The sequence below is a fragment of the Clostridium sp. USBA 49 genome, from assembly GCF_900167505.1.
Classification (GTDB): domain Bacteria; phylum Bacillota; class Clostridia; order Clostridiales; family Clostridiaceae; genus Clostridium_AT; species Clostridium_AT prolinivorans.
The window spans coordinates 136,112-153,774 of record NZ_FUYD01000003.1 but is presented as its reverse complement, the minus strand read 5'-3'; the positions used below and the strand labels follow the sequence as shown (position 1 = coordinate 153,774).

The 17,663-nt window shown below is 28.1% G+C and carries 16 protein-coding genes and 6 tRNA genes; 21 read left to right on the top strand and 1 reads right to left on the bottom strand.

Annotation, left to right across the window (positions count from 1 at the left end; genetic code table 11):
• Positions 1–63: 63 nt before the first annotated feature.
• The 21 genes from B5D11_RS04580 (at position 64) to B5D11_RS04480 (ending at position 16,276) form a co-directional block, all read left to right on the top strand.
• A complete protein-coding gene (locus B5D11_RS04580; protein ID WP_078681874.1) occupies positions 64–750 on the top strand; it encodes a response regulator transcription factor in 687 nt (228 codons plus the stop codon).
• Complete coding sequence (locus B5D11_RS04575; RefSeq protein WP_078681873.1) at positions 750–2,207, top strand: sensor histidine kinase; 1,458 nt, start codon at positions 750–752, stop codon at positions 2,205–2,207. Before B5D11_RS04580 ends, B5D11_RS04575 begins: the two co-directional genes overlap by 1 nt.
• Before the next feature lie 84 nt (positions 2,208–2,291).
• On the top strand, positions 2,292–3,536 hold the full coding sequence (locus tag B5D11_RS04570; RefSeq protein WP_078681872.1) for a S1C family serine protease: 1,245 nt from the start codon (positions 2,292–2,294) through the stop codon (positions 3,534–3,536).
• Positions 3,537–3,617: 81 nt separating this feature from the next.
• Positions 3,618–4,184, top strand: coding sequence for an aminoacyl-tRNA hydrolase (gene pth / locus B5D11_RS04565; protein ID WP_078681871.1), 567 nt, complete (start codon positions 3,618–3,620; stop codon positions 4,182–4,184).
• Positions 4,185–4,271: 87 nt separating this feature from the next.
• Positions 4,272–7,790 (top strand): transcription-repair coupling factor, encoded by a 3,519-nt coding sequence (gene mfd / locus B5D11_RS04560; protein ID WP_078681870.1) that lies wholly within the window; start codon positions 4,272–4,274, stop codon positions 7,788–7,790.
• A gap of 54 nt (positions 7,791–7,844) precedes the next feature.
• Positions 7,845–8,834 carry a peptidylprolyl isomerase gene (locus B5D11_RS04555; RefSeq protein ID WP_078681869.1) on the top strand — a complete coding sequence of 330 codons (990 nt, stop codon included), beginning with the start codon at positions 7,845–7,847 and terminating at the stop codon, positions 8,832–8,834.
• A gap of 170 nt (positions 8,835–9,004) precedes the next feature.
• Positions 9,005–9,559, top strand: coding sequence for a stage V sporulation protein T (spoVT, locus tag B5D11_RS04550; protein ID WP_078681868.1), 555 nt, complete (start codon positions 9,005–9,007; stop codon positions 9,557–9,559).
• A gap of 287 nt (positions 9,560–9,846) precedes the next feature.
• Positions 9,847–11,382: a putative polysaccharide biosynthesis protein gene (locus tag B5D11_RS04545; protein ID WP_078681867.1), complete on the top strand. Its 1,536-nt coding sequence runs from the start codon at positions 9,847–9,849 to the stop codon at positions 11,380–11,382.
• Positions 11,383–11,408: 26 nt separating this feature from the next.
• A complete protein-coding gene (gene mazG, locus B5D11_RS04540; protein WP_078681866.1) occupies positions 11,409–12,878 on the top strand; it encodes a nucleoside triphosphate pyrophosphohydrolase in 1,470 nt (489 codons plus the stop codon).
• A gap of 220 nt (positions 12,879–13,098) precedes the next feature.
• Positions 13,099–13,377, top strand: a complete 279-nt coding sequence (locus B5D11_RS04535) for an HU family DNA-binding protein (protein WP_078681865.1) — start codon at positions 13,099–13,101, stop codon at positions 13,375–13,377.
• Positions 13,378–13,489: 112 nt separating this feature from the next.
• Positions 13,490–13,753, top strand: coding sequence for an RNA-binding S4 domain-containing protein (locus B5D11_RS04530; protein WP_078681864.1), 264 nt, complete (start codon positions 13,490–13,492; stop codon positions 13,751–13,753).
• Positions 13,754–13,834: 81 nt separating this feature from the next.
• Positions 13,835–14,128: a sporulation protein YabP gene (yabP, locus tag B5D11_RS04525; RefSeq protein WP_078681863.1), complete on the top strand. Its 294-nt coding sequence runs from the start codon at positions 13,835–13,837 to the stop codon at positions 14,126–14,128.
• An 8-nt stretch (positions 14,129–14,136) separates the two neighbouring features.
• Positions 14,137–14,532, top strand: a complete 396-nt coding sequence (yabQ, locus tag B5D11_RS04520; protein WP_078681862.1) for a spore cortex biosynthesis protein YabQ — start codon at positions 14,137–14,139, stop codon at positions 14,530–14,532.
• A 94-nt stretch (positions 14,533–14,626) separates the two neighbouring features.
• Complete coding sequence (locus B5D11_RS04515) at positions 14,627–14,893, top strand: FtsB family cell division protein (protein WP_078681861.1); 267 nt, start codon at positions 14,627–14,629, stop codon at positions 14,891–14,893.
• 61 nt (positions 14,894–14,954) lie between these two features.
• Positions 14,955–15,365 (top strand): S1 domain-containing RNA-binding protein, encoded by a 411-nt coding sequence (locus B5D11_RS04510; protein WP_078681860.1) that lies wholly within the window; start codon positions 14,955–14,957, stop codon positions 15,363–15,365.
• A gap of 318 nt (positions 15,366–15,683) precedes the next feature.
• Positions 15,684–15,772 (top strand) — tRNA-Leu (locus tag B5D11_RS04505).
• A gap of 5 nt (positions 15,773–15,777) precedes the next feature.
• Positions 15,778–15,853: transfer RNA gene (locus B5D11_RS04500), tRNA-Met, on the top strand.
• Between the two features lie 47 nt (positions 15,854–15,900).
• A tRNA-Met gene (locus B5D11_RS04495) sits at positions 15,901–15,977 on the top strand.
• A gap of 5 nt (positions 15,978–15,982) precedes the next feature.
• A tRNA-Leu gene (locus tag B5D11_RS04490) sits at positions 15,983–16,071 on the top strand.
• 5 nt (positions 16,072–16,076) lie between these two features.
• Positions 16,077–16,152, top strand: a tRNA-Met gene (locus B5D11_RS04485).
• Positions 16,153–16,199: 47 nt separating this feature from the next.
• Positions 16,200–16,276 (top strand) — tRNA-Met (locus tag B5D11_RS04480).
• Between the two features lie 36 nt (positions 16,277–16,312).
• On the opposite strand, the gene B5D11_RS04475 is transcribed toward B5D11_RS04480, so the two are convergent.
• Positions 16,313–17,401 carry a stage II sporulation protein P gene (locus B5D11_RS04475; protein ID WP_078681859.1) on the bottom strand — a complete coding sequence of 363 codons (1,089 nt, stop codon included), beginning with the start codon at positions 17,399–17,401 and terminating at the stop codon, positions 16,313–16,315.
• Between the last annotated feature and the right edge of the window lie 262 nt (positions 17,402–17,663).

The window sequence follows — 17,663 nt, the reverse complement described above, 5'->3', positions numbered from 1 at the left end:
AAAATATAAGTATTACATAATTTATATTATAAACATAAATTTTATTAGAGGAGGATTAATTATATGGAAGGCTCAATAGGTAAAATTTTAATTGTAGACGATGATGAAAATATATGTGAAGTTATAAAAATGTATCTTGAAAGTTCAGGTTATACCACTAAGCTTGCATATGATGGAAAAACTGCTGAAGAAGTTTTTTTAACATATAAGCCTGATTTAGTTCTTCTTGACATAATGCTTCCGCATATTGACGGCATAGATGTTTTAAAGTGGATTAGAAAAGATTATGAAACACCTGTTATTATGCTTACAGCAAAAGGAGAAACATTTGACAAAGTTTTAGGTCTTGAACTTGGTGCAGATGATTATATAGTAAAACCTTTTGAACCTAAAGAACTTTTAGCAAGAGTAAAAGCTGTTTTAAGAAGATATAATTCAGATAACACAAATAAAGAAATTATAAGTTTTGAAGATTTAGTCATAGATATAAATTCTTATAGTGTAGTTTATAAAGGCAATGAAATAAAAATGCCTCCTAAAGAGTTTGAACTTCTTTATTATCTTGCAAATAATAAAAATAGAGTTTTTACAAGAGAACAACTTTTATGTGAAGTTTGGGGATATGATTATCCAGGAGATTCAAGGACTGTTGATGTTCATGTAAAAAGACTTCGAGAAAAGCTTCCAGGCGGATCAAACTGGCAGATTGAAACTGTTTGGGGCGTTGGGTATAAATTCGAGGTGAAATAATGAAAATAAAGAAGATAAAGCTTAAATTTAAAAAAGGCTTATTCTCAAAAATGGTATTTACTTATGTAATTATAATTGCTTTAAGTTTTATAATTATAGCCACATTTTTATCTGTATGGTTTGAAAATTATTATTTTCAGCAAAGAAGAAAACAGTTAGGAAGAGAATCGCTTATTATAAAACCTTACGCTGTTGACTATATACTGCATGAAATGGAGTATACAAATGAAGATAGAGATGAAGTATTAAAGTTTTTTAGTGCTTATACTATGGCAGATGTTTGGCTTATAGATAGCTATGGTTTTGTATATTCTGTATCAAATGAAAAGTTTAATTATTTAAAGGGTAGTCAGGTATTTACTAAAGGATTGGAAGAAATGAGGTTAAATCAAATATATGAGGTAAAAGGTACTTATGGGAAAATAATATCAAATCCTTCTCATATATATGGTATTCCAATTTATGTAAATAGCAACAAAGGTAATATTTTTTGCGGTGCAATAATAATGATTACTCCTTTAAATGAAATAAGAGAACCTCTTAAAACCGTGTATAGAATTATTTGGCTTGCAGCTATTTTGGCAATTATATTATCTTCTTTTGTAATATATTATTTTTCACAAAAAATAATAATAAAACCTCTTGCAGCCATTAATAATGTAGCAAAAAAAATATCAAAAGGAGAAGTACAAAAAAGAGTTCATATAAATTCAAATGATGAAATTGGAGAACTTGCAGAATCTTTTAATTATATGGCTGATAGCCTTGAAAAAGTTGAAAATGCAAGAAGAGATTTTATATCTAATGTATCTCATGAAATAAGATCTCCTATTACATCTATAAAAGGTTTTATAGGAGGAATACTTGATGGTGTAATACCAAAAGATAAAGAAAAATATTATTTATCTATAGCTTATGAAGAAATTCAGAGATTAACAAGACTGGTAAACGATTTATTGGATTTATCTGCTATTGAAGCGGGAAAGTTTAGGCTTAGAATTGATGAATTAGATATAAATGAAATAATAAGAATTACTGTAATTAAATTTGAAACTAAAATAAAGGAGAAAAAATTAAATGTAGATGTATTATTTAATGAAGAACATCAGTATGTAGCTGGGGATAGAGATAGACTTATACAAGTTGTAACTAATTTATTAGATAATGCTATAAAATATGCAGATGAAGGTGGAATTATTAAAATATGTACTAAAGTTAAGGGCGAAAAAGTATTAGTTTCTATATTTAACAGTGGACCATTAATTGCAAAAGAAGATTTACCTCATATATGGGACAGATTTTATAAAGCGGATAAATCAAGAACATTAAAAATAAGTACAGGTTTGGGGCTTCCTATTGTAAGAAATATTTTATCTCAACACGGAGAAGATATATGGGTAGAAAACAAAGATGGAGAAGGTGTTTTATTTACATTTACATTAAGAAGGATTAAATAATTCATAACATTTTATTCATAACTTTTTAAAAGAGAGGAAATATAATAAAATTAGGAGAAAAATTATTAGGAGGCTTAGAAATAAATGGATAATAATAAATTTTCAGAGTATAAAGATGCATCTTGGGAACAAGTAAGTCATGATGGACACAACTATGATGTTTCAGGAGGAATAAAGTTTAGGAAAAATAGAAAAAGTAAAATTATAAAAAAGTTTTTCAAAGGAATCGCTTTCCTTTTGATAGCTGCAGTTTCAGGAGGAGTGTCAGCATATTATATCGTAGATAAAAAATATAAAGATTTAGGTTCAACATACGTTCCCAATAATCCTTCTCTTATAGAACAAAAGGATAACAATACTCCAACTGCTGAGCTTCCTAAAAATGCTATAACAAAAGTTGCAGAAACAGTAGGACCTACTGTAGTTGGTATAAGTACTCAAGCAGAAGGATTTTTTGGACCAAGAGATCTTGGCAGTGGTTCAGGCATTATTTTTGATAAAAGAGGATATATAGTTACTAATTATCATGTAATTCAAGGAGCAGCAAAGGTTTCTGTAAAACTTGTTAATTCAGATAAAATATTTACAGCTAAGTTTGTTGGAGCAGAACCTAATAGAGATATAGCAGTTATTAAAATAGATGCAGAAAAGCTTCCAGTTGCAAAGTTTGGAGATTCTTCAAAGGTTAAAACTGGAGATATAGCTATTGCTATAGGAAATCCTTTAGGTCAGGAATTTGCAGGTACTGTAACATCTGGTATAATAAGTGCTGTAAATAGAGAAATACAAATGCAAGATCCAGAAACAGGAAGGATTACAACTTATAAAGTACTGCAAACTGATGCAGCTATAAATCCTGGCAATAGTGGAGGAGCACTTTGCAATGAAGCCGGAGAAATTATAGGAATAAACAGCTTAAAAATAGGTTCTCAATATAATGCTGAAGGTATGGGGTTTGCAATTACAATAAATGAAGCAAATGAAATAATAAAAAGATTAATGGGAAATGAAGCTGTAGATATAAAACAAGGGACAGTAGATACACCAAGGGTTATGCTTGGAATTGCTGGATTCCCTGCAGTTTTAGAAGGGACTGATGGAGTTACTGGAGTTTATGTAGATAAAGTTACTAAAGGAAGCGGTGCAGATAAAGCTGGAATAAAACCTTCTGATGTAATTATAGCAATAGAGGATACTAAAGTTGAAAATGTGTCGCAGCTTCAAGATGTATTAAGAAAATATAAAGCAGGAGATAAAGTAAAGTGTAAGTTATGGAGAAATGGTAAAATTGTAGTTGTCACTGTAACTTTAACTGAAAGACAGGAATAATAAGAGGCTTTAATAAGCCTCTTTATTATTTATAATTTTTAGGGTAAGATATGTAGTAGTATATAAGGAGTTGATTAATATATGCATTTAATAGTTGGATTGGGAAATCCAGGGGACGATTATAAAAATACAAGACACAATATAGGTTTTGATGCTTTAGATTTAATTGCTAGTAAGTATAATATAAAAATAAACAGGATAAAATTTAAAGGTATATATGGTGATGGAATAATAGCAGGTGAGAAGGTAATACTTCTTAAACCTTCTACATATATGAATTTAAGTGGAGAAAGTGTAATTGAAGCTTTAAATTTTTATAAAATTCCGAAAGAAAATATGATAGTAATATATGATGATATAAGTTTACCTGTTGGCAGAATGCGAATTAGACCAGAAGGGAGTGCAGGTGGACATAATGGAATAAAAAATATAATTCGTCATTTATCTTCAGAAAGTTTTCCACGCATAAAAGTAGGAATAGGAGAACCTAAGGGAGATTTGATTTCTTATGTTCTTGGACATTTTTCTAAAGAAGAAAGAGAAATTTTAGATAAAATATTTTCCTATGTTTCAGATGCAGTAGAAACAATTATAAAAAAAGGGGTAACTGAAGCTATGAATAAATTTAATGGAATTAAGATAGAGTAATTATTCTAACTTTAATATAATTTATGAGATATATGCAGTGTAATTATTATATTATAGTTAGTGTGCAGAATTACAAGGAGGAAAAAAATGAGATTAAAGGGTTTAATGCAACCTTTAAAAGAAAGTGAAGAATTTGCACAAATTAAAAATGCAGTAGAAAAGCACAGATATCCAATTGGTGTATTTGGGCTTTCTGAGTCTTCTAGAAGTTTTTTTATAAATGGGTTGTATGAAGAACTAAATAAACCATTTTTAATTCTTACGCATAATGATATAGAGGCAAAAAACATTTATGAGGATTTAAACTTTTATCTTCCCAACGTATTTTATTTCCCTACAAAAGAAGTTGTATTTTATAATATAGATGCAATATCAGGTGATTTAAGGTGGGAAAGATTAAAAATAATAAAGGAGATGACTCAAAAAGGAAATAAAATAATAGTAGCCTCTATTGAATCTTTAGCCCAAAGGTATATACCTTTTGAAGTTTATAAAGAATATAGCTTTTATTTTTCTCAAGGAGATACTATAAATTTAGAAGAAATTAATGAAAAGCTTATTCAAAGTGGATATGAAAGAGTAGATATTGTTGAAGCAAAAGGGCAGTTTTCTATTAGAGGAGGAATAATGGATATATTTTCTCCATGTGAAAATCTTCCTTACAGAGTAGAACTTTTTGGAGATGAAATAGATTCTATAAGGACATTTAATACAGAATCTCAAAGAAGTATTGAAAAGATAGATAAAATAGAAATTTTTCCTGCAAAAGAGATAATTTTAGATAAAGAAAAAATACTAAAAGCTTCAAAATATATAGAAGATGATTTAAAATCTGTTTTATCTATGTTAAAAACAAAGAAAAACAAAGAAGCAATACAAAAGATAAATTCAATAACAAAAATGAACTTAGAAAGTTTAAAAGAAAATTGGAGCTTTGAAACAATAGATAGTTTTATTAATTATTTTTATGATAATACTTCAAGTTTGTTAGATTATATAGAAGATGGATTTATATTTATAGATGATGTACAAAGATGCAAAGGTAAATTGGATAGTTTGTATTTTGAGTTTGAAGAAAATTACAAAAACTTCATTGAAATTGGGAATGTGCTGCCTAAACAAGGCAAACTTTTAATTCCCAAAGAAGAAGTTATAGAAGAATTGAATTCAAAAAAAGTAATAACTTTAAATTCTATACCTAAGTCCACACAAATACTATCTCCAAAAACCATTGTAAGTTTTACTCAAATAACTTTACATAATTATCATGGGCAAATTGATCTTCTCATAGAAGATATTAAAGATAAAAAAAACAGAGGATTTAAAATAGTTATTCTTTCAGGTACAAGACCTAGAGGAGAAAGACTTGTTTCAACTTTAAGAGATAGAGGTATAGAAAGCACTTATAAAGATGTTATAGATAATATAGAGAAAGGACAGGTTATAGTAACTTTCGGCAACCAATTAAAAGGTTTTGAATATCCAGATTTAAAAATTTGTGTAATATCTGATAAAGAAATTTTTGGAGAAGCTAAAAGAAAAAAGACTTTAAAGTCTCAAAAAGGTATAAGTAAAATTAATAGTTTTACAGAACTTAAACTTGGAGATTATGTAGTTCATACAAATCATGGTATAGGTGTATACAAAGGTATAAAACAATTAGAAATTGAAGGCCATAAAAAAGATTACTTAGAACTTAAATATGATTCTGGAGATACTCTTTATGTTCCTGTAGATCAACTTGATTTAGTACAGAAATATATTGGTCAGGAAGGTAAAAAACCAAAAATAAATAAGCTTGGAGGAAGTGAGTGGACAAAAACTAAAAATAAAGTTAAAAAATCTATTGAAGAAATAGCAGAAGATTTAGTTAAACTTTATGCTGTGCGTTCTACATTAAAAGGATATAAATTTTCTAAAGATACCGTTTGGCAAAAACAATTTGAAGAAGAATTTCCCTATGAAGAAACTCCAGATCAATTAGCTGCTATAGAAGAGATAAAAAAAGATATGGAAAGTGATAAACCTATGGATAGACTTCTTTGTGGTGACGTAGGATATGGAAAAACAGAAGTTGCTGTTCGCGCTGCCTTTAAAGCAGTTATGGATGGAAAACAAGTAGCTTTTTTAGTACCTACAACAATACTTGCAGAGCAGCATTATAATAATTTTATTCAAAGATTTTCAGATTTTCCTATAAAAATAGATATGATATCAAGGTTTAGAACTCAATCTCAGCAAAAGGCAACTATGAAAGCAGTTAAGGAAGGGAATGTAGATATACTAATTGGAACGCATAGGCTTTTGTCAAAAGATATTGCATTTAAGGATTTAGGGCTTTTAATTATAGATGAAGAACAAAGATTTGGTGTTAAACATAAAGAAAAACTTAAAGAATTAAAAAAGAATATAGATGTTTTAACTCTTTCTGCCACACCTATACCAAGAACGTTACATATGTCATTGGTTGGAGTTAGAGATATAAGTGTAATAGAAACTCCTCCAGAAGAAAGATATCCAATACAAACTTATGTAGTTGAATTTAACGACCAGCTTATAAGAGATGCAATAATGCGAGAAATAAACAGAGGTGGTCAAATTTATTTTGTTTATAATAGAGTTGAAACTATAAAAGATATGTATTCTTATCTTCAAAAGCTTGTACCAGAAGCTAGAATTGCTGTAGGACATGGTCAAATGAGCGAAAAGGAATTAGAAAATGTAATTTTAGAATTTGTAAAAAATGAGTATGATATATTAGTTGCAACTACAATAATTGAAACAGGTATGGATATACCAAATGTAAATACAATAATAATTTATGATGCAGATAAAATGGGGTTATCTCAGCTTTATCAGCTAAGAGGGAGAGTAGGACGCTCAAATAGAATTGCTTATGCTTATTTAACATATAAAAAGGATAAAATACTTACAGAAGTAGCTGAAAAAAGGCTTAAAGCTATTAAAGAATTTACAGAGCTTGGCTCAGGATTTAAAATAGCTATGAAAGATTTAGAGATAAGAGGCGCAGGAAACATTATGGGTTCTGCACAGCACGGACATATGGCAGCTATAGGTTATGATCTTTACTGCAGGATGCTTGAAGATATGATTAAGCTTATTAAAGGAGAAATAAAAAAGGAACCTATTGAAACAACAGTTGAACTAAAAATAGATGCTTATATTCCTTCTCAATATATAGAAGATGAAATACAAAAAATTGAGGTTTATAAAAAGATTGCAGCTATAAATTCTAAAGAAGATATGATGGATATACAAGATGAGCTTATAGATAGGTTTGGCGAATTTGAAATGCCGGTAGCAAATCTTATTAACGTATCCTATATAAGAAGTATAGCAAAAGTATTAGGTATAGAAGAAATTAAAGAAAGAAAAGGAGAAATCCAATTTGTTTTTAACAGTAAGGAACATATAACTCCAAATATTATAGAAACGTTAATGAAAAAGTACAGCAAAAAAGTTTCATTTAAAGAAGATAAAAAACCTATTATAATATACAAAATTAATGAAATAAAAAAAGAAGAGTTAATAGAATCTTTAAGGGAAATTTTGGAGAGTATGAAAGCTACTGTTGCAATGGATTAATAGTATGGTAAAATAATATAGAAAAAATTAAATTGTAAAACGGGGGAATTAAAATTGAAAAACATTAAGAAGATTATTACAGTAGCACTTATAGGATTATTTTCTGTAGGGGCTGCAGGTTGTAATATGATAGAAAAAACTGACGAAGCAATTAAAAAGAGCCCTGTGGCTAAGTTTAATAATGAAACCATAACAAGAGGGCAGCTTGATGAAAAAATGGCTGACTATATAGCTGAAATTAAAAAACAATATGGAGAAAATTATGTAAATAATGCAGAGGCAAAAGAAACATTATTAAGTCAAAAAAAGCAAGTACTTGAACAAATGATAAATGAAAAAATAATTTATAAAAAAGCTTCAGAAAAAAATTTAACCGCTACTGATGAAGAAATATCTAAAAAAATAGATGAATTTAAAAAAGATATGGATGAAGAAATACTTAAAAATTTATATGGATTTAAAAAAGGATATAATGATCCTGAGTTTAAAGAATATATAAAATCTAATATTACATTAGAAAAATTAATTAATGAAGAAACTAAAGATCTTAAAGTAGAAGATAAAGAAATACAAGACTATTATAATAGCAATCAAAATAAATTTACAGAAAAGCCTAATAGATATAATGTAGCAAGAATAGTTGTTAATACAGAAGATGAAGCTAAGAAAGTTAAAGAAAGAATTGAAAAAGGAGAAGATTTTGCAAAAATTGCAAAGGAAGTATCCATAGATACATCTTCTAAAGATAAAGGAGGAGATTTGGGATTTTTAGAATATAATGATACTAATTATGGAAGTAATTTCATGATAAATGTCATGGGGCTTAAAGAAGGAGCTATATCTAATCCATTCCAAGATACTACAGGATGGAATGTAGTTAAAATGATAAAAAAGGAAGAATATCCAGTTAAAAAACTTGAAACTGTAAAAGATGAAATTAAGAAAACTTTATTAGAACAAAAGAAATCTGAAAAATTTAATGAAATATTTTCAAAATGGAAAGAAGAAGCTAAAGTAAAATATTATGAAAAGAATTTAATATAATATAGAAAAAATTTATCATAAGGCATATACGTTGTCTTATGATAATTTTTTTTACTTAAAAAAAATTATAAATATAATATGTGCATAAATTTTCATAATTGGAAGGATAATAATAGCACAGAAACAATTTATTAGTTAAACTTTATTCTATAAAAGGAGGTTATTACATAATGAAAGCTACTGGTATAGTTAGACGTATAGACGATCTTGGAAGAGTAGTCATTCCTAAAGAAATAAGGAGAACTCTTAGAATAAGAGAAGGAGATCCACTTGAAATATTCACTGATAGAGAAGGCGGAGTAATATTAAAAAAATATTCTCCAATAGGAGAATTAAGCGACTTTTCAAAAGAATATACAGAAGCGCTTCAGCAATCAATAGGTCATATAATACTTATAACAGATAAAGATGCTATAATATCTGCAAGTGGAGCACCTAAAAAAGATTTTTTAGAAAAGAAAATAAGTAATGAATTAGAAAAAATTATAGACAACAGAAAAACAGTTATGCTTGAAGCAGGTGGGGACAAAGTTATACCTATATATGAATATGAAGAAGCAGAAAATAAATATAGTGCTCAGATAATTTCACCAATAATATCAGAAGGCGATGCAATAGGGGCAGTTATTATTCTAGCAAATCAAGAAGGAGAAAAGCTAGGAGAACTAGAAATTAAACTAGCCGAAACTGCATCAGCCTTTTTAGGAAAGCAAATGGAACAATAATGGTAGTATGCTAAATGGCAGCATGCTGCCATTTGTTTTTTTTTGCTCCTATTTGATTTTTGACATAAATTTAAATAAATATTCAATAAAAAATAAAAAGTAATAAAACTTATAAAAATAAAATATCTATAATTATAATGCAAAATTTATATTTTGATTTAATAAATTTTTGTCACAAAAGAATGAAAATTTATATATATAAGTAATGTTTTTAATAAATTTCTGTAAAAATTGAAAATTATTTATTAGCAGATTTTTATAGAATTTTGGGGGAGGGAAAAGTTAAAATGAAAAAACAGTCCCTTATAAAGGGAACTTTAATTTTAGGAATAGCAGGAATTATAGCAAAGTTTCTTGGGGTTTTTTTTAGATGGCCCCTTATTATGCTTATAGGAGATGAAGGTATAGGATATTATCAAATGTCTTATCCTCTTTACACATTTTTTATTGCTGCAGCTTCTGGAGTACCTATGGCAGTTTCAAAACTTGTATCAGAAAAGAATGCAACAGGAGATAAAAACGGCAGCTTAGATGTATTAAAAAGTGCAATTACTTTTATGACTATAATAGGAGGAGGCTTTTCAGCTATACTTCTTATTTTTTCAAAACAGCTTGTAATATTTTTTGGTTGGGATCCAAAATCATATTATTCACTTATGGGAATTTCATTAGCTCCAATAATAATATCAATAATGAGCTGTTTTAGAGGTTTTTTTCAAGGTATGCAAAATATGATACCAACTGCTGTATCACAAATAATAGAACAAATTGGAAGAGTTCTCATTGGTGTAGGACTAGCTTATATTTTATTTCCAAAGGGAATAGAATACTCTGCAGGAGGAGCAGCCTTTGGGGCAGCAGCAGGAGGATTTTTAGGAGGAATATATTTAATTTATAAATATTTAAAAGTAAAAAAAGAATTTAAATTTAGAATAAAAGAAAAAGATTACAATATACTTACAAATCTTATAAAAATAGCAGTTCCAATGTCTTTAGGGGCTACTGTAAGTTCTATTATGAGCGTCATAGATTCCCTTTTGGTTCCAAGGAAATTAATTGAAGCAGGGTTTTCTATGGAGCAGGCAACTGCACTATTTGGGCAGTTAACAGGGAAAGCATTTGTACTTATAGGGGTTCCTCTTACGTTATCTATGTCACTTTGTACATCTTTAGTTCCAATAATTGCAGAATCTCATTTTTTGGGAAGAAGTAAAGAGGTTAAAAATAAGGTTGATACAGCTATAAGAATTTCTACAGTTATAGCATTTCCTTGTATGTTAGGGCTTTGTTTTTTAGCTAGACCGATTTTGCAGCTTATATTTCCTGGGCATGCTGATGGATATACTATACTTCAAGCTTTATCCTTATCTTTACCATTTATAATAATAACACAAGCAACTACATATATGCTTCAAGGTGCAGGAGAAGAAATAAAGCCTATTATAAATCTTGGTATAGCTTGTATAATAAAAATAATAATAACTTATATATTAGTACCTATTCCTTACATAAATATATATGGATCAGCTATAAGCAGTTTAGGAGCATATTTAATAGCTGCTGTTTTAAATATAAAACTTTTAAAGAAAACATTTAATTACAATATAAAATATTATGATATTATGATAAAACCTGCTTTTGCATCAATTTTAATGATAATAACTGTTGTATTTATTTATATGAATGTCTATAATTATACAGTAAGCAATGCTATTTCTTGCATAGTGTCTATTTTGGCGGGAGTAATTTTATATAGCTTTCTTATAATTATTTTTGGAACTTTTAAATACAGTTATATAAAGGAAAAGTTATTAAAAAGATGAATATATTTTAAGAAAGGAAGATACAAATGATTAAAATTGTAGGGTTGGGTCCAGGAGCAAAGGAAGCTATAACTTTGGGAACTTTAGAAGTTTTAAAAAGTAGCCCTAAAGTTTTTTTAAGAACTGCAATACATCCTAATGTAAATTATTTAAAAGAATTAGGAGTAAATTTCGAAACCTATGATTATAAATATGAAAATTTAGATAATTTTGATGAAGTATATTTATCTATAGCAAAAGATCTTATTGATGAACATAAAAAAAATGGAGATATAGTGTATGCTGTACCTGGTCATCCTCTTGTAGCAGAAAAATCTGTAACTAATCTTTTAAATTTATGTAAAGAAGAACAAATTGAAACTAAAATTTATCCTGCAGTAAGTTTTATAGATGCTATAGCTGAAAGTTTAAAAATAGATATAGTAGAAGGTTTAAAGATTATAGATGCTTTTGATATAAAAAATCAGATTTTAGACAAAAGAATAGGTACAGTAATAACTCAGGTTTATAATAAATACATAGCTTCAGAAGTTAAACTTGCTTTAAATGAATATTATAAAGATGATACGGAAATATATTTTATTAGAGCAGCAGGTATTAAAGAAATTGAAAATATAAGAAAGATTTTTTTATATGAATTAGATAGACAGGAAGATATTGACCATTTAACTTCTATATATATCCCAAAGGATATTAATAATACTTTTGATTTTTATGATTTATTGTCTATTATGAAGACATTAAGAGGAGAAAATGGGTGTCCTTGGGATAAAGAACAAACTCATGAATCTTTAAAAAAGTATTTAATTGAAGAATGTTATGAAGTTTTAGAGGCTATTGATGAAAATAATGATGATATGATTATAGAAGAACTTGGAGATGTACTTTTTCAGGTTGTATTTCATTCAATCATAGGAGAAGAAGAAGGATTTTTTAATATTAACGATGTTATAAAAGGTATATGTGTAAAAATGGTAGAAAGACATCCTCATATTTTTGGGAATATAAAAGTTAAAAATTCAGAAGATGTTCTTAAAAATTGGGATGAAATAAAAAGGAAAGAAAAAGGATTTAAAACTTACACTGAAGAGTTAAAGCATATATCTAAAAACTTACCTGCACTTATGAGGGCAGAAAAAGTTCAAGAAAAAGCTAAAAAAGTTGGATTTGATTGGAACAGGGTTGAAGATGCATTAGATAAGGTTTTAGAAGAATTTTATGAGGTTAAAGATGTATATAAAGGAAAAAACAGGGCAAAAATACTAGAAGAACTAGGCGATTTAATATTTGCGTCAGTAAATGTGTGCAGATTTCTTGACATAGAGCCAGAAAATGCATTAAATTATACTATAGATAAATTTATAAATCGCTTTGAATATATAGAAAAAAAAGCTTTAGAAAAAGGCAAAGATTTAAAAGATATGACTCTTGAAGAAATGGATATTTTATGGGAAGAGTCAAAAAATAAAAAATCTTACAAAAAGAAGGAAAATTAATATTTTTGCAGAATATAGTAATTCGCAGTATAACATTAAGTTTTTTATATTAGTTTTATCTATACTCTATTAATTTGTTTAGTTATATTTTTTAATATATAAACTAAAATAAAATGGGCTGACAATAAATTAAATTTTAGGAGGTGAAAAAACCTGGTTGAGGGGAACCCTATCTTCTGGCCCGGTGGATAGATCATATGATTAAAACCAGGATACAAAAGTGAACAAATCAGAATTAATAGCAAATATGGCTGAAAAAAGTGGCTTAACTAAAAAAGATGCAGAATCAGCATTAAAGGCATTTATAGATAGTGTTCAAGAAGCACTAGCTAAAGGAGAAAAAGTTCAACTAGTTGGATTTGGTACTTTTGAAGCTAGAGAAAGAGCTGAAAGAACAGGAAGAAATCCAAGAACTAAAGAAGAAATTATAATACCAGCAACTGTAGTTCCAGTATTTAAAGCTGGTAAAGAATTTAAAGAAGCAGTAGAAAAAAAATAAGTTTTCTTTAAAAACTAAGAAAGCCTGGATTTTAATTCAGGCTTTTTATTTAATATTTAATTTGCTAACAATTAATAATCTTCTAATATACTAAAAGGAGAATAAAAATATTATGAGATTAGATAAATATTTAAAGGTTTCAAGAATAATAAAAAGAAGAACTGTTGCTAAAGAAGCTTGTGAAAATGGAAGAGTATATATAAATGGGAAAATTGCAAAGCCTAGTACAGAAATCAAAGAAGGAGATATAATAGAAATTCAATACGCTTCTAAGGTTTTAAAGGCAAAAGTTACAAATATTTCTGAGCATGTAAAAAAAGATGAAGCAAAAGCTATGTATGAGATATTATTAGGGGAAGAAGATATAGAAGAATAGTAATAAATAATCCCTTTAAGGCATATAAATAGGTACAAGAGAGATTAAGAAAATATTAGTAAAAAATGCCGGAGGGATAAAATGGAGGGTAAAAAAGAAATAAGAATAGAAGATAAAAAAAGCAGCCTAACCCTTGAAAATAGAAGGAAGCTTTCAATAACAGGAGTACTTGAAGTTATAAGTTTTAATGATTATCAAATATTATTAAATACAAGTTTAGGTTCTATGAATATTAAAGGGGAAGGACTTAGAATGAATAAGCTGGATGTGCAAAATGGCGATGTTATAATTATTGGGAAAATTAATTCCTGTGCTTACTCAAATAGTGAAAACAAAAAAGATAATGAAAGTATATTTTCTAAGCTTTTTAAGTAGGTATAATTATGTTATTTCCATTATCAATGCAGATTAACATTTTAATTTTTAGTATACTTGCGGGAGTAATAACAGGAATGCTCTTTGATTTGTATAGAATTTTTAGAGGCTTTGAAGATCCTAATAAAGTACTTACTTTTATAGAAGACACGTTATTTTGGATTTTTACAAGTATAGTTGTATTTATATTTTTGCTTATTACAAATTATGCTTACATAAGGGTATATGTTTATGGAGCTATAATTATAGGAATAATTTTATACATGGTAATAATTAGTAATATATTTATTAAATTTCAGTACAAATTTTTAACAATCATATCTAAAATATTCAGAATAAGTATTAACTTCATATTTTATCCATTTAAAATAATATTTTATAATTTAAAAAGAAAAAATAAATAAAAAATCATAAAGAAAAGCCTTGAAGAAAATCAAAATACAACTTAAAATATAATTATAAAAATTAAAACAAATGAAAATTTAAAGGAGTAAAATAATGGGGAAAAAAATTAGCCTTAAGAAGGTATTGCTAGTTTTAGCAGCAGTTTATATAGGCTACATACTAATAAGTACTCAGCTGGCTATGAACAAGATAAAAAAAGAGCTTACTGTAAGTCAGCAGGAACTTATAAAACTTAAGGATAAAAATCAAAAATTACAGGATGAAGTTAACCTATCTAAAACAGATGCTTACATTGAAAAACTAGCAAGGGAAAGATTAGGTCTTATTAAAGAAGGAGAGACTCCTGTAATAAAAAAATAACATAGTTTACAATTTTATATTAATATAAATTATTTAAATATTAAGGAGGAGTCTTTTCAATATGACCTTACAGACAGGAAGTATCCTAGAAGGTACAGTAGTAAACATTACAAATTTTGGTGCATTTGTAGAGGTGGATGGAAAAACAGGGTTAGTTCATATCTCTGAGGTTTCAGACACTTATGTAAAAGACATTAGAGATTATTTAAAGGAAAAGGACAAAGTAAAGGTTAAAGTTATTTCAGTGGATGATAATGGCAAGATAAGCTTATCAATAAAGCAAGCTGCCCCTCCAAAGAAATCTGTAAAACCAATTGAGGTAGATTGGAATCAAGAAAGGAACAAATCAAATGCTGTAAGCTTTGAAGACAGACTTTCAAAATTTTTAAAAGAAAGTGAAGAAAAGGTCCAAGAACTAAAAAAACATCAAGATTCAAGAAATCGTGGTTATAGAAAAAGTTCAAATTACTAATAATAAATAAAAAGCAAAGATAATGTCTTAAAGTATAGTAAAAAAATTAAATTTAACTTACTTTAAGACATTTTTTAATTTATTTAAAAATTTTTAAGGGAAAATAGGTCAAATATTTTTAAAAATATCCAAGAACTTTTATAATATAAATAATAGTTTTACTGGTAATTTTTTATTGTTTCTCTTAAGCTATCAACAGAAATTATGTAATATCAGTACATTATCATAAATCAATCATAAATTTAAAAATTTTAAACAAAAATGTTGACAGTATAAAATGTATGATATATAATAGTCTATGTCGCAAGGAAATGATATGCTGAAGTGGCGGAACAGGCAGACGCACAGGACTTAAAATCCTGCGGTGGTTAAACACCGTACCGGTTCGATTCCGGTCTTCAGCACCAAATATCGCGGGGTGGAGCAGCTGGTAGCTCGTCGGGCTCATAACCCGAAGGTCGTAGGTTCAAGTCCTGCCCCCGCAACCATTAAAATTAAAGACACACATAAAAGTAATATCCTAATTATGTAATATGGCGGAATAGCTCAGTTGGCTAGAGCAATCGGTTCATACCCGATGTGTCGTAGGTTCAAGTCCTATTTCCGCTACCATATATGCTGAAGTGGCGGAACAGGCAGACGCACAGGACTTAAAATCCTGCGGTGGTTAAACACCGTACCGGTTCGATTCCGGTCTTCAGCACCAAATATCGCGGGGTGGAGCAGCTGGTAGCTCGTCGGGCTCATAACCCGAAGGTCGTAGGTTCAAGTCCTGCCCCCGCAACCATTAAAATTAAGGACACACATAAAAGTGATGTCCTAATTATATAATATGGCGGAATAGCTCAGCTGGCTAGAGCAATCGGTTCATACCCGATGTGTCGTAGGTTCAAGTCCTATTTCCGCTACCAAAAAGCTCTACAATTAAAAATATTGTAGAGCTTTTTTTACTGCTTTTCATTTATGTATTCAGCTAATATCCTTGCTATATATACTCCTGTTGTTTTTGCTTCTTCCAAAGTATTATTGTTTGAACCTATTTCCATCAAGATTATAGCAGGATTTTTTTGCTGGTTAAATTTACCTTTTTCATAATGATAAATACCGTAATCTCCACTATTTCCAGGCCGTATAAGACCAGGGAAAAGGCTTTGAGTTATACTTGAAAGTTTTCTTGCAAGAGCAAGATTTTTTCCATAAGTAGGATTTTTCATACCAACAACAAACATAAATCTTGCGGTACTTTGATTATGCATGCTAACTTTTATATCATCTCCTGCTGCAATTGCATCTCTATGTAAATCTATTATTACTTTAAAATTCTTATATTTACTTAAATATTTATCTACAGTTTCGCCCGATCTAGCATAACTGTTATTAAAAACCATATTGTGTATAGTTTTATCGTGAATTGTAGCAATACCATAATTTTTTTCCAATTCAGCAGCTATTACATCTCCAACAGCACACACATTTTTAGTTGGATCAGTTATATTAGGTGGATTAGGAAGATAACTTTCTGTTGTATGAGAATGATATATTAAAACCTCTGGATTTGAAGGATTTAATGTTTTTTTTAATTTTGGATTGTAAACCTCTGAAACTTTTGTATAATCTACAGGTTTATTAGAAGGTGTTGTTTCTGGATTTTTTATAATATTATTTTCATCAAGTTTAAAAGGATTCAATATAAAAGAAGATTTATTTTCTCTAACAGCAGCTTCAGGATCTCCATTTTTTATAAGATTGAATTCTCTGCTTACAATAGAAAGAGGATTGGAAATATTTAAACCTACAACATCTAAAAGCTTAGTTTTTAAAGAATAATCAAATTCAGCCATATCATCTTCATCAAAATTTATAGTTTTAGCAATTGGAAAACCTCTATTGAAAATTTGAGTGTAAATTAAATTTTTATCAGAATAAGAATTAATACCCACACTTGCTTTTGAAACTATAGGTATAGATATACTAATAAAAAGTGATAATGAAAATATAGTATATATTTTTCCTTTTGTTTTTTTATTTCTAATCAATTTTATCCCCCCGTTTCCTTTTGTATATTTCAAATATTTTAAATTTAAATTCTTATACAGAATATTATATTCAATATGGTATAAAAAATATTACCGACATATTTTTTATATATACAGCATAAAAGTAATAATTTTTTTTAGTTCAACATCTTGTATAAAACTAAAAAAATTGTTAATTTATAACATTTGTAATAAATACAAGCTAAAAAAGTGAAAAACAAATAAAAATAAAAAAATATAAATTATTTGAAAAAATATAGAA

Coding starts and splice junctions, on each gene's coding strand:
- yabP (WP_078681863.1), top strand. CDS start 13,835: ATGGAGGGTAAAAAAGAAATAAGAATAGAAGATAAAAAAAGCAGCCTA.
- B5D11_RS04510 (WP_078681860.1), top strand. CDS start 14,955: ATGACCTTACAGACAGGAAGTATCCTAGAAGGTACAGTAGTAAACATT.
- B5D11_RS04545 (WP_078681867.1), top strand. CDS start 9,847: ATGAAAAAACAGTCCCTTATAAAGGGAACTTTAATTTTAGGAATAGCA.
- pth (WP_078681871.1), top strand. CDS start 3,618: ATGCATTTAATAGTTGGATTGGGAAATCCAGGGGACGATTATAAAAAT.
- B5D11_RS04530 (WP_078681864.1), top strand. CDS start 13,490: ATGAGATTAGATAAATATTTAAAGGTTTCAAGAATAATAAAAAGAAGA.
- mazG (WP_078681866.1), top strand. CDS start 11,409: ATGATTAAAATTGTAGGGTTGGGTCCAGGAGCAAAGGAAGCTATAACT.
- B5D11_RS04575 (WP_078681873.1), top strand. CDS start 750: ATGAAAATAAAGAAGATAAAGCTTAAATTTAAAAAAGGCTTATTCTCA.
- B5D11_RS04515 (WP_078681861.1), top strand. CDS start 14,627: ATGGGGAAAAAAATTAGCCTTAAGAAGGTATTGCTAGTTTTAGCAGCA.
- mfd (WP_078681870.1), top strand. CDS start 4,272: ATGAGATTAAAGGGTTTAATGCAACCTTTAAAAGAAAGTGAAGAATTT.
- yabQ (WP_078681862.1), top strand. CDS start 14,137: ATGTTATTTCCATTATCAATGCAGATTAACATTTTAATTTTTAGTATA.
- B5D11_RS04570 (WP_078681872.1), top strand. CDS start 2,292: ATGGATAATAATAAATTTTCAGAGTATAAAGATGCATCTTGGGAACAA.
- spoVT (WP_078681868.1), top strand. CDS start 9,005: ATGAAAGCTACTGGTATAGTTAGACGTATAGACGATCTTGGAAGAGTA.
- B5D11_RS04580 (WP_078681874.1), top strand. CDS start 64: ATGGAAGGCTCAATAGGTAAAATTTTAATTGTAGACGATGATGAAAAT.